18 protein-coding genes and 1 tRNA gene are annotated in these 20471 nt (G+C 56.2%); 11 read left to right on the top strand and 8 right to left on the bottom strand.

The annotated features are described in order from the left end of the window. The first annotated feature begins 208 nt into the window (after nt 1–208). Both ACR0LF_RS16605 and ACR0LF_RS16600 read left to right on the top strand, forming a co-directional pair. Complete coding sequence (locus tag ACR0LF_RS16605) at nt 209–2995, top strand: calcium-binding protein (protein ID WP_480581667.1); 2787 nt, start codon at nt 209–211, stop codon at nt 2993–2995. A 353-nt stretch (nt 2996–3348) separates the two neighbouring features. Then, nucleotides 3349–5943 carry a hypothetical protein gene (locus ACR0LF_RS16600; RefSeq protein ID WP_480581665.1) on the top strand — a complete coding sequence of 865 codons (2595 nt, stop codon included), beginning with the start codon at nt 3349–3351 and terminating at the stop codon, nt 5941–5943. Nucleotides 5944–6171: 228 nt separating this feature from the next. On the opposite strand, the gene ACR0LF_RS16595 is transcribed toward ACR0LF_RS16600, so the two are convergent. The 3 genes from ACR0LF_RS16595 to ACR0LF_RS16585 form a co-directional block, all read right to left on the bottom strand. Then, the gene (locus ACR0LF_RS16595) at nt 6172–7200 is read right to left on the bottom strand and encodes a bestrophin family protein (protein ID WP_480581663.1); all 1029 of its coding nucleotides are present in this window, start codon (nt 7198–7200) and stop codon (nt 6172–6174) included. Nucleotides 7201–7643: 443 nt separating this feature from the next. Beyond that, nucleotides 7644–8153: a universal stress protein gene (locus ACR0LF_RS16590; RefSeq protein WP_480581671.1), complete on the bottom strand. Its 510-nt coding sequence runs from the start codon at nt 8151–8153 to the stop codon at nt 7644–7646. Between the two features lie 136 nt (nt 8154–8289). Further along, a complete protein-coding gene (locus ACR0LF_RS16585; protein WP_480581661.1) occupies nt 8290–9207 on the bottom strand; it encodes a LysR family transcriptional regulator in 918 nt (305 codons plus the stop codon). Nucleotides 9208–9318: 111 nt separating this feature from the next. Between ACR0LF_RS16585 and ACR0LF_RS16580 the strand changes: the two genes are divergently transcribed. Both ACR0LF_RS16580 and ACR0LF_RS16575 read left to right on the top strand, forming a co-directional pair. Continuing rightward, nucleotides 9319–10242, top strand: coding sequence for an SDR family NAD(P)-dependent oxidoreductase (locus ACR0LF_RS16580; RefSeq protein WP_480581660.1), 924 nt, complete (start codon nt 9319–9321; stop codon nt 10240–10242). Nucleotides 10243–10259: 17 nt separating this feature from the next. Continuing rightward, nucleotides 10260–10634, top strand: a complete 375-nt coding sequence (locus ACR0LF_RS16575) for a DUF4345 family protein (RefSeq protein WP_480581658.1) — start codon at nt 10260–10262, stop codon at nt 10632–10634. Between the two features lie 519 nt (nt 10635–11153). Here ACR0LF_RS16575 and ACR0LF_RS16570 read toward each other — a convergent pair. Next, nucleotides 11154–11229 (bottom strand) — tRNA-Ala (locus ACR0LF_RS16570). Nucleotides 11230–11372: 143 nt separating this feature from the next. Further along, nucleotides 11373–11699 carry a TIGR02300 family protein gene (locus tag ACR0LF_RS16565; protein WP_480581657.1) on the bottom strand — a complete coding sequence of 109 codons (327 nt, stop codon included), beginning with the start codon at nt 11697–11699 and terminating at the stop codon, nt 11373–11375. A gap of 100 nt (nt 11700–11799) precedes the next feature. Here ACR0LF_RS16565 and ACR0LF_RS16560 point away from each other — a divergent pair, with 100 nt between their 5' ends. The 3 genes from ACR0LF_RS16560 (at nt 11800) to ACR0LF_RS16550 (ending at nt 14418) form a co-directional block, all read left to right on the top strand. Then, nucleotides 11800–12486: a M48 family metallopeptidase gene (locus ACR0LF_RS16560; protein WP_480581655.1), complete on the top strand. Its 687-nt coding sequence runs from the start codon at nt 11800–11802 to the stop codon at nt 12484–12486. A 39-nt stretch (nt 12487–12525) separates the two neighbouring features. Then, a complete protein-coding gene (locus tag ACR0LF_RS16555; RefSeq protein WP_480581653.1) occupies nt 12526–13173 on the top strand; it encodes a GntR family transcriptional regulator in 648 nt (215 codons plus the stop codon). 114 nt (nt 13174–13287) lie between these two features. Continuing rightward, nucleotides 13288–14418 (top strand): lytic murein transglycosylase, encoded by a 1131-nt coding sequence (locus ACR0LF_RS16550; protein ID WP_480581651.1) that lies wholly within the window; start codon nt 13288–13290, stop codon nt 14416–14418. Between the two features lie 3 nt (nt 14419–14421). Here ACR0LF_RS16550 and ACR0LF_RS16545 read toward each other — a convergent pair whose 3' ends face one another. Further along, on the bottom strand, nt 14422–15384 hold the full coding sequence (locus ACR0LF_RS16545) for an acetyl-CoA carboxylase carboxyltransferase subunit alpha (protein WP_480581650.1): 963 nt from the start codon (nt 15382–15384) through the stop codon (nt 14422–14424). Between the two features lie 121 nt (nt 15385–15505). Between ACR0LF_RS16545 and ACR0LF_RS16540 the strand changes: the two genes are divergently transcribed. Next, entirely contained in the window at nt 15506–16339 is an 834-nt protein-coding gene (locus ACR0LF_RS16540; protein ID WP_480581648.1) for an AraC family transcriptional regulator, read from the top strand. A 1-nt stretch (nt 16340) separates the two neighbouring features. Here the strand turns inward: ACR0LF_RS16540 and ACR0LF_RS16535 are convergent, their stop codons facing one another. Next, the gene (locus ACR0LF_RS16535) at nt 16341–16937 is read right to left on the bottom strand and encodes a LysE family translocator (protein WP_480581646.1); all 597 of its coding nucleotides are present in this window, start codon (nt 16935–16937) and stop codon (nt 16341–16343) included. Between the two features lie 74 nt (nt 16938–17011). Here ACR0LF_RS16535 and ACR0LF_RS16530 point away from each other — a divergent pair, with 74 nt between their 5' ends. Further along, nucleotides 17012–17464, top strand: coding sequence for an Lrp/AsnC family transcriptional regulator (locus ACR0LF_RS16530; RefSeq protein WP_480581644.1), 453 nt, complete (start codon nt 17012–17014; stop codon nt 17462–17464). Nucleotides 17465–17583: 119 nt separating this feature from the next. Further along, a complete protein-coding gene (locus tag ACR0LF_RS16525) occupies nt 17584–18162 on the top strand; it encodes a PA14 domain-containing protein (protein WP_480581642.1) in 579 nt (192 codons plus the stop codon). 48 nt (nt 18163–18210) lie between these two features. On the opposite strand, the gene ACR0LF_RS16520 is transcribed toward ACR0LF_RS16525, so the two are convergent. Continuing rightward, nucleotides 18211–19173, bottom strand: a complete 963-nt coding sequence (locus ACR0LF_RS16520; RefSeq protein ID WP_480581640.1) for an L-malyl-CoA/beta-methylmalyl-CoA lyase — start codon at nt 19171–19173, stop codon at nt 18211–18213. A 294-nt stretch (nt 19174–19467) separates the two neighbouring features. Between ACR0LF_RS16520 and dgcN the strand changes: the two genes are divergently transcribed. Continuing rightward, complete coding sequence (dgcN, locus tag ACR0LF_RS16515) at nt 19468–20469, top strand: N-acetyltransferase DgcN (protein ID WP_480581638.1); 1002 nt, start codon at nt 19468–19470, stop codon at nt 20467–20469. Nucleotides 20470–20471: the final 2 nt, after the last annotated feature.

The following is a 20471-nucleotide window of genomic DNA, read 5'->3' as shown; positions in this document are numbered from 1 at the left end:
AATCACCGGCTGGGGCCTTTGACGGCGCCAGCCGGATTACTGGTTTCTTCTGGTCTGCGTTTCTATTTTTGTCATACTTTGTAACAACTTAACAGACCTTTTGCCGTTGAGATCAACAGTCGGAAAAACCACATCTTTCCTATGAACTGGATTGCGTACACGCCCGAAAACCGGGCGCCAGCCATTCAGATAAACAGGAGGAAAGAAAATGAAACATGTAAAAAAATTTAACCATCACCCTTTTGCGACGGGTTCGGTCAAAACAGATGAGTTTGTCGGAGAGCAGAGCGAAGAGCTTCTCTCGGTGAAGGCGAACGGTGAACCGCTGGAGTCTTCCGGGCAGGTTTCGCTTGCTGGCCCCGAGGCATCAGCCTTGCCAGAAATCAACGCAGACATGTCCTATGAGGTTCAGCCGTCAGGCGCGGCCAGTGAAATTGATACCGAGATTGGGTTGACCCCCGATCAGGTGCACTTCAACGGCTTTGATCACGAGTACTGGTCCACGAAGTGGTACGAGTATCCAACCAACTGGAGCCGAATTGAAGTGACCGAAAAGGTCAAGGCCGGCTTCGTCAAAGTCTTGGGTGAGAATGAGAGCAATTTCACCAATGACATTTGGCATCACCTTGACCACAAGAAAGGCGGTAAAAAACTCATCGTTTATCGTGTCGAAGAGGGCGTGATCGGGAATGACAAAGACAATGTGATCTACGGCGCGGACACGCATCGTGGCAGCTCGTACAAGCACGGCGACAAGATCTTTGGCATGGATGGGGATGACACGATCTTTGGCCGCGCTGGAAACGACATACTCAGCGGTGGGTCAGGCAATGACTATATCGATGGAGGTGCTGATGATGACGTAATCTATGGCGGCACCGGCAACGATATTCTGTTGGGCGGCACCGGCGTCGATACGCTCTATGGAGGTGCCGACAATGATTGGCTCTATTCCGGGAACAGGGATGGCCAGGTCGGTCATGACCAGTTGTGGGGCGGCTCTGGCTTTGACACATTCGTGCTTGGCGATGCAAATGCGCCCGCAAACGATGGCAAAGACTTTACGGACTACATGGCCAATGGATTGTGGTCAGGCATGGGTGCGGCCGCCAAAGCCATCTTGCCCGGGCCGATGGGCGGCTTGGTGAAGCTGTTCTTCGGAATGGGAGAAGCGCTTTCAAAAATGGGCGGTCAAGCCGGCGGTGAGTTCCAAGATGGCAATGCCACGCATGTGCGTGATTTCGATCCGACACAGGATACGATCATCATCCCATTGACCGAGCACAACTTTGACGACATCACCTTCCAGTATGATGGTCTGCCTGCGGCGCAGGCGTTCCGGATCTATGATGAATCGACAGACACACCCAAACTGATTGCTGTCATCTTCTGGGACGATCTGAAAGGCTCTTTCCCCTCAAGCTTGAATTGGGATGATCTAAGCATCCGCCAGGCTTGGGCAAAGCAGGTCGTCGAAAGCGCGCTTTTCATCGACAAAGACGGTGTCGACATGCAATCGGGCCAGTCCTTTGATTTGCCGAACGGATCGCTTGACGCATTGGGCAGCGGCAAGTTCCTGATGCTGGGTGCCTATGGCGGTACCGAGCTCTATGGAAAAGCCAATGCTGACTACCTTTTTGGTACCGATTACGGCGATATCCTGATGGGATATAACCGGTTTGGCCAAGACGGCGAAGAAAGCAAGGCCGGCGATGACAGCTTCTGGGGCTTTGGCGGCGACGACCTTTTCATCGCCGGGTCTGGTTTCAACCACATCTACGGCGGCGACGGCAACGATACCATCGCGTATCTGGATGCCAGCAGTGGCGTCACCGTGGACATGCGCAATGAAGACGGCAAAAGCTATTTCGAGGTGAACGGCGTTGAATATGACGGTCAAACAAACCCGCAATGGCGTGACTATGTCTATGAGATGGAAAATGTCATTGGCAGCGAATTCGATGACCATCTGATCGGCGATAGTGGCGACAACATCCTGAACGGGATGGATGGAGACGATATCCTGGATGGCGGAGCAGGCAACGACACGTTGGTTTCGGGTGAAGGCAACGACACTCTGACCGGTGGCAGCGGGGAAGACACCTTCGTTCTGAACGGTGGTGAGAACACGATCACCGATTTCGACGCGAGCGAAGGCGACCGGATCGAGATCGACCTCGACGCTTACGGGATGACCGGTTGGTTCGATCTGGATCACCGTATCGAGAATGGTCAGATCGTGTTGTTCAACAAGCTGACAGACGAGATCATCGTGCGCTACGACGATGACGGAAACGGTTTTGACCCGTCCTACATCGACCTGCGCAGCCTAGTTGGCGACGACAAAGGCGGCTATCAAGTTGTCTATGAACCGCCCTTCGGCGCAAACACGCAGGAGTGGTTCGAAAAGTATGGCAACCGGATTGATGCCGAAGTGGGCGAAGAGATCACAACCGTAGATGGCACCGATAGCTGGGACTATATGGTTGGCGATACCGGCAGCGGTGGATTGACCCTGAATGGTGGTGCTGGTGATGACTACATTGTTGGCGGTGCGCTCAATCAGTTTGCTACTCTGAACGGCGGCGACGGCAATGACACCATCGTGATCCGCAAAGGCGCGATGATCACCAATGCAAATGGTGGAGACGGCGACGACGTCATCATCCTTGATGCAGACCAGTCTTCAGAAGCCGGATTTGCCAATATGTTCGGTGGCGAAGGCAGCGATACTTTTGTCATCACCGGCCCGGGCAGCCAGTATGGTGGTCAGGTGATCCGGGATTTTGAGGTTGACGACTCGATTGTCATCGATCTGGAAGGGTTCGGGATCTCGTCTCTTGATCAACTTCAGATCACCTGGAGTGCAAACACACACTGGATCAAGGCCAATGGCCAAAAAGTGATCAGCGTTCAGGGTGTTGATGAGCATTACGACGTCATGCAGCACATCAGCGAATTGACGGCTCAGCAGTCGCAGGACTGGGGTCTCTGATCATCCCCTTTTTGACGAAAACCGCCTCAGCCGGTCCAGATCGGCCGAGGCTTTTTCACAACGCGATCCGGCAATGATGCAAAGTTAATAATTGCTACATTCCAAATTTGGCGAAGACCCGCGCAGTCGCGCCGATCTCTTGCTCAATTTCCGCTATAACCCACTGACCTACGGCGTTTTTATGCGCAGCAAGAGCGACGGCTTGGGCCCGTATCCGCGCAGACTAATTCGTTAATGAACTCTTAACCTATCTCGAGCTTCTGGCTTGTTACCCAAGTTGGGTCCGACGTGATCGGACTAAGAAAGCCGCGATTTGTCGGCCTGTACAAAGACAAGATGGGAGTTTGTTTCTGATGAGTAATGGAACATATGAAGAATTTCGCGACGCCTTGCGCGCGTTTGAATCTGGTTGGGATCGAGAACGTTACGACGCGGGTGTCATTCAGGATTGGCAGCTTAACCAATGGGCCGGAGGGGTGGTCACCGATTTCTATCCAAACTATTCCAGTTGGTCGGATCTGAGCAGTGATGAATGGGACGCCATGTCCTATCGCTCGATGAACTCACTGGGTTTTGTCGGCTATCAGTTCGGCGAGGCATTGCTGATCGACCTGGGGTATTACACCGATGATGTCTATTACGGAAACGGCGCTGCGTCGAACACGTGGGACGGGACCTGGACCGGGAAGAACGGGGTCAATTCTCTGGCGGATTTCACCACCGCCCAAGCGCAGGAGCGCGCCATACAGGAAGCCTTCGGATATAACCTACAGGTCATTGAAACCGGGCTGGGATATCAGGGGGAAAGCCTGTCGGATTATATCGGCACAACCCGCACCTATACCGAGAATGGTCAAGAAGTTTCCGTGACCCTCAGCCTGACCGGAATAATGGCTGCTGCGCATTTGCGGGGCGCGTGGGGAACCCTGTCGCTGCTGCAGGGCGGGAATGTTTCTGCCGATGAATACGGCACGTCGATCTTGCGCTATATTTCGCAGTTCGGTGGCTATGACGCGCCGTCGATAGACGATGCGATCAAGGTTTACACGGACGGCATTTTGCCAACAGACACCGGAGGAGGCACCGATACCGGCAACACGTCTCCGCCGGTCGTTCCGCCGACCACGCCCCCCGCTCCGACCGGTAACGGTACAGCAGATACCACCGAGACCACCGCGGATGTGGTGATAACATGGGCCTGGGGCACCAACGCCACGGTTTCCGATTTCGACCCGGCGACCGATACGATCTTTATTTCGTGGGTCGGCGCGGACGCACTGTATGTCAGTGAGGTGAATGGCTCGGTCGTGTTCGCAATTCCGTCGAACAATCAGACCACGACACTTAGCGGCGTCACCCTCGCCGACCTGAGTGCTGCAAACTTCACCATTCTGGACGATACCGCAGCAGCCGAGGTGCTGAACCTTGTGGGGGCCGGCGTCACCACTCCGGGTGGAGGTGGCCACGGTGGTGGCAACGGCCATCAGCACATGCATATTGCCCTGAGCCTTGCCAGTGCAGCCCAGGTCATAGACGGTTTCATGCCCGCGATGGGCGATGTCATCGAAATCGGCGCGGATATCACGGCCGGGGACTTCTCCATATTTGAAGAAAGCGGGGATGCGCTGGGACAGACTGTTCGCATTGAAATAACCGAGGGTAGTGTCACCAAGCAGATCGTATTCACTGGTTTCGGGCTGTCCGATCTGTCGGTCAGCAACTTCTCAATTACGGATCAGGCTGTGCTAAACGAAGTATCCTCAGCCCTGGGACAGGTCGTCGTAACCCCGGGTGCCGGTGAAGGGTATGTGCTCAGCTACGATGCAGATGGATCAAATCCACCTGTGACCACCGGGACCACAGATGCAGGCGGTTTAAAATACCGAACTGACAGCAATGCCGATGACATAACCGGGTTTCGCCCTGGCGTGGACGAACTGGATTTCGGCGGCACCTCTGTTCATGGCATGATTGTCACCAAATCCGAGGCAGGAGAGATCGTCATTGACAGCCCGTGGTCAGAGGCAGCGCAAATCGTGCAAGGCGTCACTTTCCAGGACGTGACCATCGACAGCTTCGGCGTGGTTGGCAACGAACATTTCCGTCAGGATATGGGTGGCGTCATCAGTTGGGAACAAGGCGTAGGGCCCCGTGAAGCCGACACCGTCTATGTGCGCAGTCACGAATACGGCGTGCACGAAGTCGTCGATGGCTTTGATCCGTCTACAATGAAAATCAGCTTTCTGTATTTCGGAACCCGCGAACGCCTCAGCGTCGAGGACACCACCGAGGGGTTAGTCATCTCGTCCCTGCCGACTGGACAAAGCGTCACTCTGACAGGTGTGACCAAGGCTGATCTGGTGCCCGGTCTGGTCGAATTTCATTTTGATCAGGTCATGGAGGATAATCTTGAGGTGCCCTTTGGCTTTGACCAAAATGACGTAACGCTGGTGGACCGCACGTCGCTGCTGACGCCGCAAGCACCCGCAGGTGCGACGACAGACGGTCATCAGACCCGGACCGGAGATCTGACAGGAGGATCGACCCAACCCGAGAGCGGCGGTGGGACAAACGATCCCGACAACGGTGGCGGAACCACCGAGCCAGGGAATGGTCAAACCCCGGACGTCGAGACCTTTGGCGCAGGGGCCGATTTGGCCGAACTGACCTGGAACTGGGGCGCCAAGTCTCAGATCATTGGCTTCGATCCTACAGAAGATGCCATCAACTTCAACGCGTTGAGCGAGCGCGACGTGTCAGTCACAGAAGTCGACGGTGATCTGGTCTTTGAAGTCATCGGTAACGGCGGCCACACCGTTACGCTTCAGGATATTCAAGCCGAAGATCTGGATCTCAATAACCTGACGGCGGATGCCTGGAATACAATCACCGAAGCAGAAAGCGCATTGACGCTGCAACTCGAAACGCTCGGAATGTCTATCGCCTGAGGCGCTTTGTTGCACCTGCTACCCGGCCTGTTCTGACGCCGGGTAGCGCAAGGATATCTTTGCCAGGGTGGTTTCAAACTAAAAGGCTTTAGACCGAAAGAGAATCCGGCGTTGTTGTATAATCGCTCATCTGATTCAGTTTGACCCGATCTGACATCGTATTGTTCAGTTCCGGTCGCTTAGGCTTTGACCTACTAATCTTGTAGGCAAACAGCCGTTTGAACCTGCCTAATATAAAGATTGATCTATTGGTTCCGCAGGTTTGGGCGGAACTCCACAGCTCACCATTTGTCGTAAGTCAATTTCGATGGACCGGCACAAGGCTGAAATAGGAACGTCGGTCACGTCACCTTCGAATGGATCCTCCATTGAAGCACTCACGCGTTCGGTCACAAAAAAGATCCAACAGACCAAGGCACCGATCGGGGCAAGCGTAAGCCAGTCGATTAAAATGACCGACAAGGTCGATGCATCCATACCTGAAACGGTTGAGGGTTTATCGCTAAACGCCAGTGGAAGCAGAAAGATGAAAATCCAGCTGAAAATGCGACCCACCTCAGCAACTTGACGCGGGAAAGGAGTATTTTTGATACGTTCGCATTGACCTTGCGCGTTCGTGAAACGGGAAAGCCGGTCCATTAGCGCCACGTGCCAATACGAATTTATCATGCCATCACGCGCCATTTCCGACAGTTTTTGGGCCTGAATGTTCAAAAGGTTTATTGCTCGATTGGACTTTCCCTCGAGCCTAATCAGATCTTGTTCCAGTTGACTGGAACGCCAGCACTCCGGTTTTTGATGCAGTTCTTCTCGGTTTGACAGTTGCGAGTAGCCGAACATCCAAGGCCTGTTTGATCGGCCATTCGGTGCCGGTTGGCGCAGTTGAAAGGCTAACATATTGAGCCATGCAATATGTCTTTCGATCAACTCGCGGCGCAGGTCAGGGTCGATCGGAGACCCGTCCGGTTGCACCAGGTTCCCGACTGTTTGGGCCCAATCCCGGCTGGCATTAACAATATCGCCCCAAATCACTCGCGCTTCGGTCCAACGCCCGTACGCAGACGTATTTTTGAACCCAAGAAAAAATGCCACCGTCAATCCGAGCATTGTGACCGGAGGACTTGGGTTCGAGATCAAGTTTACCGGGGTAAGCTCGTCTATCATTTCCACCACTAATATCCATGCCAGAACAATGCAGATAAATTTGGCGGATCCCCGAACTAGTTTTCGAACCGTAATTCCATCGTGAAGTATCATAACTGACGTAACTTGAAGCTGGGTGATATTTGATAGTTTAAACTCAGACCTATCCACTCGATCTAAGTTTTATGAACCCCTTGGTGATGAGCAAAATCAACTTCCGATGAAGCTGCCCCGCAAATTTACTGCTTGGCTGCGGCTTTGTGGCACAAAATTGCTAAACAATCACCGGGTTAAAAAATAGCGATCGTTTCGACCGGAAAACCTTTGGCCCCCTGTCAAAGCGGGTTCCGGCGCAAACCTTTTTGCTGGCAGCACTAGTGGAAGTGATAATTAGGTGAACGGCCCGCGCCTTTGCTCACGCAGCAAATGTCCACAATGTGGACTGCAACCGCAGAAATGGCGGCACTGTGTCGAGCGACCGCTTAGGGCCGCCAACGAAAGCGGTCTGTAATAATCAAATTTCGATGGCCGCTGCTATGGCAAGTGCATCTTCAAGCTCAGCGCCGAGATACCGAACGATACTGTCCATCTTTGTAGCCATATTGAAAAGAGCGAGGTCGCGATGGTTCTCTGCGAGCTCCAATCTTACTCGAATTGCCCAGACGTGTTTGGGTTTTAACTGCCGTTTCTAACCGACGATGCGTCTCTTGTTGCAAGCTGGGCGAAGCGCGCGAATGGCAGGTAAGTTTGGTGTTTCCATAACTGATCCTCCGATCCGCCATGCCCGCCCGCAACGACGACCCGACGTTGACGAAAGAGGATATCACAGGATGCCGCGTTGCCGCCGAGGTCGGCTGTGAGCCCAAAAGGAACTCTTTCATCCCAGGTTTGTGCGAAGCTAGAACGATACAGTCGATTCCATGTTTGTTGGCGTATTCGGTGATCGCCCGCCCGGCCGACTGACTCTCGATCAAGACAGCAGAAACTTCGGTTTTACGAAATTGGACACTGGAATGATGAGGACCCGGATGGGTGACGCTGCAATCAGAAGGTGGTTCACTTAACACCCGTTCAACAATGTCCAATGGCTTTTATCTAACGCCTTCCCTCCGAGAATTCAGAACCAAACTCTTATGCGGGATGCGGCGAATGCCTCAGACGAGCCCAAGTTGCTCATTCGATTGCTAAAGCGAAAGCCTTCTTCTAACGCGGCGTCGTACCGGTGACCCAGAACTCATTCCGCCTCGATTGGACACTCGCAGCCAAGAAATCCACGAATAGTCTGACCCGGGCCGTGTTCTTCAAGTCGCGGTGTAGCAATAGCCAGATGCTTCTGTAGGGCATGGGTTTCTGAAACGGGGCTCTGATCAGGTTCGGGTGCCGGTCTCCCAGATTGCAGGCTAGGTACGCCATGCCAAGCCCGGACGCGGCCAGCGTGATCAATGGGACAAGTTCAGATACACGGTGTTTCAGCGTGGCTTTGGGGTAGTAGCTGTTTTTTACCCAACCCGCCGTGGTCGCCTCTTCTGGCTCATGCCAACCAATGAGATGCAGTCCCTCGCCACCGTTATCCGAGACCCGCTCGGCATAGTCTCTGTTGCAATAGGCGGCCTGGGACATTTGAACCAGCTTTCGCCCCACCACGTCATCCGTTACGTCGTTGGCAATCCGCAGCGAGACATCTGCTTCGCGTCGCGTCAGATCGCGGATGTCATTGGTGAAGTTCATGTTAAGGGTAATGTCCGGGTAGAGATCGGCGAAAGCGGCGAAGTCATCCATCAGCGAGGTCATCGCCAGACCATGGGGCAGCGTCACGTAAACCGTTCCTGTGGGTTGCGCGTCCCGACCAACGATCACCCGAGAAGCCGCGGTCATTTCAACCTCGACCCGTTCGGCATGCGGCATCAGGTCTTCGCCAAGCTGTGTCAGAACCAGACCTTGTTTGGACCGATCAAAGAGGCGACTTCCAACACGTTCCTCCATAGCTGAAAGTCTCCGGGTCAGTGTCGTGTGGTTGACCTGAATGCTATCAGCGCCGCCTCGCAGTGTTCCGGTGCGGGCAACAGCAAGAAAGTACTTGAGATCGTCCCAGTTGAGGGAGTGGCTTTCCTTGATCGACATGAGTTTTGTGTTTCATTTTTGAACCATCGTGTCCAGAAATACCTATCTACAGATCAATTTTCGTTCAGATTACCTTGGATCCATCGAACTGAAATCCAAGGACCCTACCCGATGAACCAGAATCAATCTGTCTTGATCACCGGTGCAAATGCCGGGCTGGGCCGCGAGGCGGCCCGACAGCTTGCGCTTCAGAAAGGCATATCCAAGGTCTATCTGGCCTGCCGCAACCCAGCCAAAGCCAAGGCCGCGAAATCATCGCTGGAACATGAAACCGGACGCAAGATATTTGAAATTGTCTTGATGGACGTGACCGATCCGGCCTCGGTTCGCGCCGCTGTGGCCGAACTTTCCACCCCGATTGACGCTGTAATCCTGAACGCGGGTGGGACGGGTGGGCAGTACCCAAACAGCCTCACCAGCGATGGCGTAACCAACATCTTCGCAACAAATGTACTGGGCCATGTGGTGCTGGTAGACGCATTGCTAGAGCGGCAGTTGGTAACATCCACAATCCTATACGCCGGGTCCGAGGCTGCTCGTGGCATTCCCAAAATGGGTATGCACCGCCCCGACCTGTCCGATGGAACAGTCGACGAATTCAAATCAATCGCCGACGGCAGCAAGTTCGGACCCGAGGGCGATCCGATGCAGACCTACGGCTATGCCAAGCTCACCGCGACTCTTTGGATGGGAGCTATGGCGCGTCAGCACCCTCATATTCGCTTTGTCACAATGAGCCCCGGCGGCACTGCCGGCACTGCTGGCTTTGACGACCTGCCACTTTTGAAACGCATTGTCTTCAAACATGTGGGCGGTGTACTGATGCCCCTGTTCGGCATGATGCACAGCGTTGAGGCCGGGGCAAAACGGTATCTGGACGGGTTGCTGAACCCGGAGTTCAAAACCGGCCATTTCTACGCCAGCCAAACCGGTTATCCCACCGGGCCGGTCGTGGACCAAGCCAGCATCGACGCGGCTTTTTCAGACATCACCACTCAGGACAACGCAAACCAAGCGTTGCGTCAATTCGCCTGAAACAAAGGAGAAATGAAATGGAAATCACACTGAATATCTTCGTCATCCTTGCAACTCTTATGCTGTCTGGTCTCGGCCTCATGTCAATGTTTGCCCCCCGGCGTATGGTCGCCAACTTTGCTATCGAGCCGGTGGGAACCGCCGGGCTCAGCACGATCCGTTCTGTGATCGGTGGGCTGTTTTTGGCCTCAGTGGCTTTGCTCGTGATCGGTCTGACTACCGGGCAGACACTGGGCTATGTGGCTGTTGCGATCCTGATGGCGGTCGTAGCTGTTGGGCGTTTTGTCGGGATACTGGCGGACGGGTTTGACAAGGCCGTTCTGCCGCCGTTGGTCGTTGAACTTGTGATCATCGCGGTGTTGCTGTCAGCCTACTACCAGCTCTCCTTCTAATCGACTTTGAAACAGATGGATGGCGGTTAAAGTGAAGTCGCCGCCGTCCAATCTTCCCATCATCTTTCCCACGCGCGAACATTCGAACAATTTCCGCTTTGTCCCGCGAGACAGCTTTTCGTACTCGTTCCACTGAACGGCCATCACTCAACCAGAGATTGCTTCACATAAAGCCGCCGCAAAATCAAAACAATCAGATGCGCCACATCCTCTCTTAGCTCAGGCGGCCATCTGTCCTAAAATCCCTGACGACGGACAGGTAATTGTGTCGCTGCACACTGCAAGACGCCGTGCCAGAGTACCAGCCTCTTTAGGGCATCGAGTACGCAAAGACACCCGAAGGATCCTACGTGTGATGCTTGGTCTAGTGTGGGGTTTTGGTCTTGTGTCGGTCAGTGGCCAACGGAAGTAGTAGATGCCATGTCTGGACAGTGAGAGGTACGCATGCAGCTTCATTTTGTGTCACACCTGTGTGTCACACCGCTCTGATGCTTGCTATCCAGTTGTAATGTTAGGTTTTGGTGGAGCCTAGGGGAGTCGAACCCCTGACCTCTTGCATGCCATGCAAGCGCTCTCCCAACTGAGCTAAGGCCCCATCATGGTACCGTCGGTGCGGTGGCCGGACGTTTATGAGACACAGGCGATGAGTGCAAGCCCAAAAATGGAATTGGCAGCAACTTTCCGTCCGGGTTGTCCACTGAATGAAAAAGGCGACCCGAGGGGCCGCCTTCCGCTTGATCAGTTTTCGTCTTCCGAGGACATGTCGGTGATGTCGTCCAGAGAAACGTCATCATTGCTGTCGTCATCGTCATCCAGCAGATCGTCATCCAGTTCGACATCGACATTGTCGTCATCGTCCAGAACCAGATCCTCGTCCGACGCGTTTTCACGCGCTTTGACCGAAGCTGCATCTTCTGCATCCGCCGCGATCATGCGGCTTTTGGATGTCTCAAGCTCCACGATCTCGCCAGTGTAGGGGCTGATGATCGGGTCCTTGTTCAGGTCGTAAAACCGCTTACCGGTTGTCGGGCAAACACGTTTTACGCCCCATTCTTCCTTGGGCATGTCAAATCCCCTTGATATCAGGTGAGTCGTCTAAATGATTCAGCTCACGTGCCACAGCTAGAGGGCACTGTCAAAGTCTTTGCGCAAGAGAGGTCGCGATATGGGAGAGCACGCATTGCCAGGGACACCGCCGGTGCCGCTCAGGTTGCGCAAATCAGCCCGGGCGCGGCGTATCAGCCTGCGAATTTCGCAACTGGATGGCCGGGTTACGTTGACCTATCCGATTGGCGTGCCTGAAACCGAAGCTCTGAACTTTGCGCGAACCAAAGAAGAATGGATTCGACAGCACTTGCAGGATCGACCGGATATGGCCTTGGTTCAGTTTGGGCAAGTAATCCCGATTGAAGGCGTTGTCCGGCGAATCGTCCCGGCCACCGGTCGGCGGGTTCTGCTGCAAGCAGATGAAGTCGCGGTTCCCGAAGGGTCGGAAGCACGGCGGTTGGCCCGGTTCCTCAGGGAACTGGCGCGGGACCGGCTGACCGGTGCATGTGACGACTATGCGGCCATGCTGGGGCGTCCGTACACCACGCTCAGCCTGCGCGACACGCGTTCGCGCTGGGGCTCGTGCAGTTCGCATGGAGGGTTGATGTTCTCATGGCGTCTCATTCTGGCGCCGCCCGAGGTGCTGCACTATGTGGCCGCGCATGAAGTGGCGCACCTGGCCGAGATGAACCACTCCCCAGCTTTCTGGGCGCAGGTCGAGAAGATCTTTGGTCCCTATCAACACCCCCGCCGCTGGTTGCGCGACAACGGGGCCGAGTTGCATCGCTACAGGTTTGACACATAGCCGAGTTGACCTTGCGCCAATTTGTGATCACATAAGCGCATGTTGAGCGCACGCCCCTCCGACACCCAAACCGCTATGCATGACCGGGTATACCGGGTGCTGCGATCCAGAATCATGCATGGTGAGATGGCGCCGGGTCAGGCGCTGACCCTGCGCGGCATCGGCAAGGAGTTCGGCGTCTCGATGACCCCGGCGCGCGAGGCGGTGCGCCGTCTGGCCGCGGAAGGGGCCTTGTTCCTGTCGACCTCGGGTCGGGTCTCGACGCCCGAATTGACCAATGACCGGATTGAGGAGCTGGCGGCGTTGCGCGCTTTGCTGGAGGTCGAACTGGCAAGTCGAGCCCTGCCACGCGCACATATTGCGCTGATCGACCGGTTGCAAAGCATCAACATGACGGTTGCCGAAACGGTGATCAAGCGGGACGCGGTCGGTTACATCCGGTCCAATCTGGAGTTTCACCGCACCTTGTATCTGCGTGCGCAAGCCCCTGCGATGCTGGCCATCGCGGAAACCGTCTGGCTGCAACTTGGACCGACGATGCGCGCGCTGTACGGGCGGTTGCGACGCACCGAGCCGCCGCATTATCACAAATTGATCATTGCCGCGCTCAAGGCCGGGGACGAACCCGGATTGCGGCTGGCAGTACGGTCGGACGTGACCCAAGGGCTGCGTTTGCTGGTTAGCTGAGCGGCTTCCTGCCGACATCGTTTCAATGTTCTGTCACTGCGTCACTGTTCTGGCCTGCGGGGGGCGATTTGGGGTACGCTTGAGGCAAATCACAAACAAGAGCAGACCTCAGCCATGATTACGCGCCGCGCCTTTTCCATTTGCCTCGGATCAACAGTATTGACCGCCTGTACCGGCGGCCTTGCGCCGACCAGCGCCCCAGCATCCCGTATGCGACCCGTTCCCAACGCAGGATGGGATGCCTGGGTTGCCGGGTTTAAAACCCGCGCCACATCGCAGGGGATTTCCCAAGCCACCCTTGATCAGGCATTTCGCGGGGCTGGGTACTTGCCCGACGTGATCGAACGTGACCGCAATCAGGTCGAATTCAAACGCTCGCTCGAGGATTATCTGGCCATCGCCGCGTCAGACGAGCGGATCGCAACCGGTCAGCAGATGCTGCGGAAACATAATGGCACCCTGTCGCAGATCGAGGCTCAATACGGTGTGGACAAGGAAATCGTCGTGGCCGTCTGGGGACTGGAAAGCCGCTATGGCGCGCGCCGTGGGGATGTGCCGGTGGTCTCGGCCACGTCGACGCTGGCCTATGACGGGCGGCGCGGCGCGTTCTTTGAAAAGCAACTGGTTGCGGCCCTGCGCATCCTGCAAGCGGGCGATACCACACCCGCGAACATGACCGGCAGTTGGGCCGGGGCGATGGGACACACACAGTTCATCCCGACCTCCTACCTGGCCTATGCGGTCGATTTCACCGGTGACGGGCGGCGCGATATCTGGTCCGAGGATCCGACGGATTCGCTGGCCTCGACCGCGTCGTACCTCGCACGCGCCGGTTGGGTGAGGGGCCAACCCTGGGGTGGAGAAGCCGGGACCGTCTCAGGCACACCTGTCGCCGTTCTGCAGCCGCAGACACCGGGGCCGCGTATCGCCGTGTTCCGAAATTTTCAGGTGATCAAGCGCTATAACAACTCGGACAGCTATGCGATCGGCGTTGGCCATCTGGCAGACAGGATCGCTGGCGGCGCACCGTTTCAGGCCTCGTTCGGGCCGGATGCAAATGGTCTGACGCTGGAGGATCGCAAAGAGTTGCAGCGTCGCCTGACATCAGCCGGATATGACACCAAAGGCGCAGATGGGGTGATCGGTAAAAACACCACTTCAGCCATCAGCGCCTATCAAAGCGCCAATGGTCTGGCGGTCACCGGCGAACCTTCGGTTGACTTGCTGCGCAGATTGGGCGGCTGACGGTTACGCCGCCAGCCCTTTCGATCCGATATCCAGGAACTTCTGACGGCGGTCCTGAATCAGGGCCGCCGCATCTTTGCCGTCCAGCTCTTGCAGCATGTCAGCAATGGCTGCACGCACCGCTTCTACGGCCGCCGGACGGTCGCGATGCGCACCGCCTTTGGGTTCGGTGATGATCTTGTCGCACACACCCAGCTTGTGCAGGTCCTGCGCGGTCAGACGCAGCGCTTCGGCCGCTTCGCGCATCTTCTCGGCATCTTTCCAAAGGATCGAGGCGCAGCCTTCCGGCGAGATCACCGAATAGACCGAGTGCTCCAGCATCGCCACACGGTTTGCCGTGGCAAAGGCCACAGCACCGCCCGAGCCGCCTTCGCCAATGATGACCGAGACCAGAGGCACGCCGATTTTCAGGCACATCTCGGTCGACCGGGCAATGGCTTCGGATTGTCCACGTTCTTCGGCACCCTTACCGGGGTAAGCCCCTGCGGTATCGATCAGGGTGATCACCGGCAGGCCAAAGCGTCCGGCCATCTCCATCAGACGTACCGCCTTGCGGTAACCTTCGGGGCGGGCCATACCGAAATTCCGTTCGATCCGGGATTTGGTGTCGCTGCCTTTTTCGTGCCCGATCACCATCACGGGCTGGTCGTTGAAGCGGGCAAGGCCGCCAATGACGGCCAGATCGTCGGCAAAGTTGCGGTCACCGGCTAGGGGCGTGAACTCGGTGAACAACGCATCCACATAATCCTTGCAGTGCGGGCGTTCCGGGTGACGCGCCACCTGGCATTTCCGCCAGGGGGTCAGATCCTCATAAAGCTCTTCCAGCAGCTTGGAGGCTTTGGCATCCAGCGCGGCGGCTTCTTCGGCCACGTCCATTTCTTCGTTGGCACGAGCCAGCGCGCGCAGCTCTTCAGCTTTGCCTTCAATCTCGGCCAGCGGTTTTTCGAAATCCAGATACTGGGTCATGACGCCTCTCAACGCGGAAGTTCTCGGCTATATGCCCTGACGTAGCTCCGGATGCAACTCAGCAAGATTTGTGGTCTGAGAATGTGCAACCACAGTTGGGCAAAGAGAAGGAAGGATACCGATGGCCGTCAGCTATGAAGACCGCGTGCTGCGCGTTTTGGCCTATATTCATGACAATCCCGCCGGGGACCTGTCACTGGATGCGCTGGCTGACGTGGCCGCCATGTCCCGGTTTCACTGGCATCGGGTGTTTCGCGCCCTGACCGGTGAAACATGTGCGCAGGCGGTGCGTCGCATTCGCCTGCATCGCGCGGCCACATGGCTGGTGCGGTCAGATCGGACCATCCCGGATATCGCGCTGTCTGTCGGCTATCCCAATCCCAACTCTTTTGCGCGGGTCTTTTCCGAGGCCTATGGCAGCAGCCCTGCCGCCTTTCGCAAGGCCGGGCAGTTCATGCCCGCCCATCCCGATTTCAAAACCGGAGGATATCCGATGCATCCCATTTCAACCCGTACAGAACCCGCCCGCCGCATCGTCGCGCTGCCACATCAGGGCGCGTATTCGAAGATCGGAAAAAGCTTCGAGGCGTTCGGAGCCTTGTGCGAATCCAGAAAATTATGGCCGCAGGTCGGACCGATTCTGGCGCTTTACCTCGACAGCCCCGACGATGTGCCCGAAGATCAGCTGCGAAGCTACGCGGGCGCTGAATTCCGGGGCGATACCGCGCCTGAAGATATGGAAGAGCTGTCCATCCCCGGCGGTAAGACTGCCGTGTTGACCTACAAAGGGCCCTATTCCGGGATCGCGGCCGCGTATCACAGCCTTTTTGGCAACTGGTTGCCGGATTCCGGCGAGGAGCCGGCAGATCAGCCATGTTATGAGATCTACCTCAACGACCCGCGCGAAACCGCGCCCGAGGATCTGCTGACCGAAATCTGCCTGCCTCTGAAGTAACTCAGTTGGGCCAGAGAACGGGGTAGAGCGAGGCAACAAGCAGAACCGCCATGGTCCAGTTGAACGCAGTCAATCGGCGCGGGTTCGTCAATACCCGCGCCATCTGCTGTCCCAGAAAGGTCCAGGTGCTGACGGACGGCAGGTTCACCGCTCCGAATACAAGCGCCACGAGGACAATCGCGTGCAAGGTCTGGTTTGGCGTGTAGGCCGTCGTGGCGGTCAGGGCCATGGCCCAGGCTTTTGGGTTTACCCATTGAAAAGCGGCTGCCTGCAAAAATGTCATGGGAGTCCCCGCTGTATCGGCGCTCTTGGCGGGCGCGGCATGTGCGATCTTCCACGCGAGATACAGCAGATAAACCACCGACACGAGTTTCAGCACGGTATAACTGACCGGATACCGGTCAAAGACCTGCACCAGCCCCGCGCCGACAAGCAACACCATGAGAGTGAAACCAATCCCGATACCCAACATATGCGGAACAGAACGCCGAAAGCCGAAATTCGCGCCCGACGCCATCAGCATCAGGTTGTTCGGCCCCGGCGTTATCGAGGTCACGAAAGCAAAGACAATCAGGGCCGTCAGGATGTCGTACGTCATAATGCCGGAGTATCGTCGCTCAAACGACAAATGAAATTGCTTTTTCGTGCAGGTTTCCGGTATTTCTGCAATTTATGATGAAGAATGATCAAATAAACCGCCAGATATTGCGCGAACTCACAAGCGACGGGCGGATCAGCAATCTGGAACTGGCCGAAAGGGTCGGCCTGTCACCGTCCGCCTGTCTGCGTCGTGTTCAAGAGCTTGAAAGGGCCGGGGTCATAACAGGCTATCGCGCCGTTCTGGACCCGGTCGCCATGGGCGTGGGCTTTGTCGCTTACATCGGCGTTGGGCTTGGCGAACATACAAAAGCCGCACAGGAGGGGTTCGAACGAGCCTTGCAACAAGCCCCAGAAGTAGTCGAATGCCACAACATAACGGGGACGATCGAATACCTGCTGCGCGTCGAATGCGCCGACCTGCCATCCTACAAAACCTTTCATACTGAAGTGCTGGGAACACTACCCCATGTCACCTCGATCACGTCTTATGTGGTCATGGGATCGCCCAAGGACTTGCGGGCATAAGCACTGCGATTGTGAAGCTTCACTCTCTTGCAGGCCCCAAAATCAGGGCCTAGTGTCATCGCAAGAACGTTGCCAGGGGATACGCCCAGCCACAACGGCACGCAAACAGGGAGATATCGATGAAACTCTTTCAAACAGCGGCAGCTACGATTGCCATGTTGGTTGTTGCCGGGGCAGCGCTGTCCGCTCCGCTGAAATTGCAACCTGCCAATCCACAGCCTTCTCCGAAGGCAGGGTTGAATGTGAAATACCATGGTACCGGTAACCAACACAAAAAGATCCGAGATCTGAGCCAGGCCAAAAGCATGCTGTCTAAGGCGAAACCCGGAAAACCGTTGCGGGGGTTGGATTACAGAGACACCAGTAAAGGTGAGGATGTCATGACGTTCGACGGTGCTTATAATGTCGCCGCCGAGGTTACGGGATTCATGCGGTTCGATTCACCCGGCACATATGAGCTCGAAACATGGTCCAATGACGGGATCGAAGCTTGGGTTGGTGGCCAGCAGATTGGCCGGGTAACTGGTATTCAAGGCTGTGAAGCCAATCAACGAACTGAAGTAGAAGTGCCCAAGGCGGGATGGTATCCGCTGAAGATCGTTTATTTCCAAAAACTGGGAACCTCTTGCCTGATGATGAAGTCAGGAAAGAAGGGTGAACGCTTCACATGGACGCCTAACGAGGTCTTTGGTCGCTGACCTTAAGGTAAGAAAGGCGCCCGATCAGGCGCCTTTTTTTCTTTCGTCTCAGCCGTTAGCGGCGATCAATTCGGCCTGTGCAACGATCACTTCGGCCTGTTTGATCGAGGCGATGTCAACCAGACGTCCCTTATAGACGGTTGCGCCTTCACCATTTGCCTTGGCCTGTTCCATTGCGGCCAGGATTTCGCGGGCCTCGGAAACGGCCTCATCCGACGGGGTAAAGACCTGGTTGGCCAGCGCGATCTGCTTGGGATGGATCGCCCATTTGCCCACCATGCCCAAGGTCGCCGAACGTTTGGCCTGAGCGATGTAGCCTTCGTCGTCGCTGAAATCGCCGAACGGGCCATCCACCGGCAATACGCCGTGGGTGCGGCAAGCGGCGACGATGGCGGCCTGCGCCCAATGCCACGGGTCGGACCAGTGCTTTTCGCCTTCGCGCAGCATGTAATAGTTTTCCTGTGTGCCGCCGATGCCGGTGGTCTGCATCCCCATCGAGGCGGCAAAATCCGCCGCCCCAAGGCTCATGGCCTGTAGGCGGGGGGACGAGGCTGCGATCTCTTCGACATGAGCAATACCGGCAGAAGATTCGATGATAACTTCGAAGCTGATCGGTTTGGTGCGGCCCTTGGCGCGCTCGATCGCCGTGACCAGGGCATCCACCGCATAGACATCCGCCGCGCAGCCGACTTTGGGGATCATGATCTGATCCAGCCGGTCGCCTGCCTGTTCCAGTACATCAACAACGTCGCGGTACCAGTAGGGCGTATCCAGCCCGTTGATGCGCACGGACATGTATTTGTTGCCCCAGTCCACGGTGTTCAGCGCGTCGATGACATTGGCGCGTGCTGCATCCTTGTCCGACGGTGCGACCGAGTCCTCAAGGTCGAGGTTGATTACATCCGCAGCAGAGGCTGCCATTTTCGGGAACAGTTTGGTGTTTGAACCCGGTCCGAACAGCTGACAGCGATTGGGGCGCGCAGGGGCGGCGGGTTGAATGCGAAAGCTCATTTGGACCTCGTTCGGGAAAGGAAGTTGCGATTTTCTTGCTCAATGAGGTATTAAATTGCGCGCATCTTCGCAAGAACCTTTGTGCACCTGCGGCAATGCGGTCGCAGCAATCACTGCGAAAGGCGGGTATTGAGGTGGTTAAAGTTTAATCAGTTTTAAAACTTGGGAGATTCTTGCGCGATCATGCGAATTTGCGGGAAAAATTACAACGCAGTGCAATGTTGCCGGATAAAAACGCGAAACACTCGCTGAGCGCGTCTCATAGGGTGCGTCGGAATCAAAGGAGTGACCGCAATGATCGAGACACCGTACCTGCTGTTTTTGGGCGATGCGCCCGACCAATTGGCGGCCAAAGTGGCCATCGGAATCCGGGACTGGCGCCCGGAGAACGCCGTAGGCCAGTACCGTATGGAGGCCTGCAAGGCCGATCTGGGCATGAAAGACATGACTCTGGCCGAAGCCAAAGCGGCCGGAGCGAAAACTCTGGTCATCGGCGTTGCCAACCGTGGTGGCGTGATCAGCGAAGCCTGGAAGGAGGTTCTGATCGAAGCGCTGGAAATGGGTTACGATATCGCATCGGGGCTGCATAATCTGCTGCGCGACGAAGGCGATCTGGTCGCTGCCGCGCAGACGCATGGCTGCACCTTGCATGATGTGCGCGTGCCTACAGTGGGCTACCCAATCGCAAATGGTCGCAAGCGCACTGGTAAGCGGTGCCTCGCTGTCGGAACCGATTGCTCGGCGGGCAAGATGTATACGGCGATGTCGATGGATGCCGAGATGCGCAAGCGCGGTATGAAGTCGACGTTCCGTGCGACGGGCCAGACAGGCATCCTGATCACCGGTCAGGGTGTTCCGCTGGACGCAGTCGTTGCCGATTTCATGGCTGGTTCGGTCGAATATCTGACGCCGAACAATGATGAGGATCACTGGGACCACATCGAAGGTCAGGGCTCGCTGTTCCACGTGTCTTATTCGGGTGTAACCATGGCACTGGTCCATGGCGGTCAGCCTGATGCGCTGATCCTGTGTCATGAACCGACCCGGACCCACATGCGCGGCCTGCCCGAATATTCCCTGCCCACATTGCAACAGCTGCGTGATACCGCCCTGCCACTGGCGCGGGTCGGTAACCCGGACTGTCAGGTTGCAGGTGTGTCGGTCAACACGCAGCACCTGAGCGAAGACGAAGCCAAAGCGTATTTGGCAAAGGTAGAAGAAGAGATGGGTCTGCCCGCGACCGACCCGTTCCGCTTCGGTGCCGGTAAACTGGTGGATGCGCTGGCCGCATTGTGATC

The organism is Ruegeria sp. E8 (assembly GCF_056533985.1).
The sequence above is the reverse complement of the archived record's forward strand: the minus strand, read 5'-3'. Positions and strand labels throughout refer to the sequence as shown.